2 protein-coding genes are annotated in these 1,346 nt (G+C 54.5%); both read left to right on the top strand.

Features of this window, described 5'->3' with window-relative positions; genetic code table 11:
- Positions 1-435: LamB/YcsF family protein (locus R7Z41_RS23820; RefSeq protein WP_318141620.1), on the top strand; the 435-nt coding region annotated here is incomplete at its 5' end.
- A 35-nt stretch (positions 436-470) separates the two neighbouring features.
- Positions 471-1,262, top strand: coding sequence for an endonuclease VIII (nei, locus tag R7Z41_RS23815; protein ID WP_318141619.1), 792 nt, complete (start codon positions 471-473; stop codon positions 1,260-1,262).
- The last annotated feature ends 84 nt before the right edge of the window (positions 1,263-1,346 follow it).

Raw genomic sequence — 1,346 nt, 5'->3', positions numbered from 1 at the left:
CGTCATGTCAAACCGCACGGCATGTTGTACAACCAGGCGGCGAAAGAAGCACAACTGGCAGACGCCATCGCCAGAGCGGTATACGCTTGCGATCCGGCATTGATTCTCGTTGGGCTGGCAGGAAGCGAGCTGATTCGTGCAGGCAAGCAATATGGCCTGACAACGCGCGAGGAAGTGTTTGCCGATCGCGGTTATCAGGCTGACGGCTCGCTGGTGCCGCGAAGCCAGCCAGGCGCGTTGATTGAAAACGAAGAACAGGCGCTGGCGCAAACGCTGGAGATGGTGCAACACGGCAGAGTCAAAAGTATCACCGGCGAATGGGCAACGGTCACGGCGCAAACGGTCTGCCTGCATGGCGACGGCGAGCACGCACTGGCGTTCGCCCGCCGACTACGCTCTACATTTGCCGAAAAGGGGATTGTTGTCGCAGCATAACCCCGATTAATAAAGAATGAAAAAAGGATATCACCATGCCTGAAGGCCCGGAGATCCGCCGTGCAGCGGATAACCTGGAGGCGGCGATCAAAGGCAAACCACTAACTGATGTCTGGTTTGCCTTCCCGCAGTTAAAACCTTATCAATCACAACTTATCGGTCAACACGTTACCCATGTGGAAACGCGTGGTAAGGCGTTGTTAACTCATTTTTCCAACGACTTAACGCTCTACAGCCATAATCAGCTTTATGGCGTCTGGCGCGTGGTTGATACCGGCGAAGAGCCGCAGACCACGCGCGTATTGCGGGTAAAACTGCAAACGGTTGACAAAACCATTCTGCTTTATAGCGCCTCGGATATTGAGATGTTGACCCCGGAACAACTGACCACGCATCCGTTTTTACAACGCGTTGGTCCCGATGTGCTGGATCCGAATCTGACGCCGGAGGTGGTAAAGGAACGGTTATTGTCACCGCGCTTTCGTAACCGTCAGTTTGCAGGATTACTGCTCGATCAGGCGTTTCTGGCTGGGCTTGGCAATTATTTGCGGGTGGAGATCCTCTGGCAGGTTGGGTTGACTGGAAATCATAAAGCGAAAGATCTCAATGCGGCGCAACTGGATGCACTCGCACACGCGTTACTGGAGATTCCTCGGTTTTCTTACGCTACGCGGGGGCAGGTGGATGAGAATAAGCATCATGGGGCGCTGTTTCGCTTTAAGGTTTTTCATCGTGATGGCGAACTGTGCGAACGCTGTGGCGGCATCATTGAGAAAACCACGTTGTCCTCGCGCCCGTTTTACTGGTGTCCAGGCTGCCAGCACTAGGCCGACCGCTTCGGCGCATAGGTTGAAATAAACCGCGCAATGGCTGGCCCCGTCAGCAAAATACTGAACAGGCGCAGGGTTTGC

The sequence above is a fragment of the Vibrio sp. 1457 genome (assembly GCF_033340195.1).
In the GTDB taxonomy this organism is placed as follows: Bacteria; Pseudomonadota; Gammaproteobacteria; order Enterobacterales; family Vibrionaceae; genus Vibrio; species Vibrio alginolyticus.
The sequence above is the reverse complement of the archived record's forward strand: the minus strand, read 5'-3'. Positions and strand labels throughout refer to the sequence as shown.

What these genes read in the sequence shown, in the direction of transcription:
- nei (WP_318141619.1), top strand. Translation starts at nt 471, where the DNA reads ATGCCTGAAGGCCCGGAGATCCGCCGTGCAGCGGATAACCTGGAGGCG.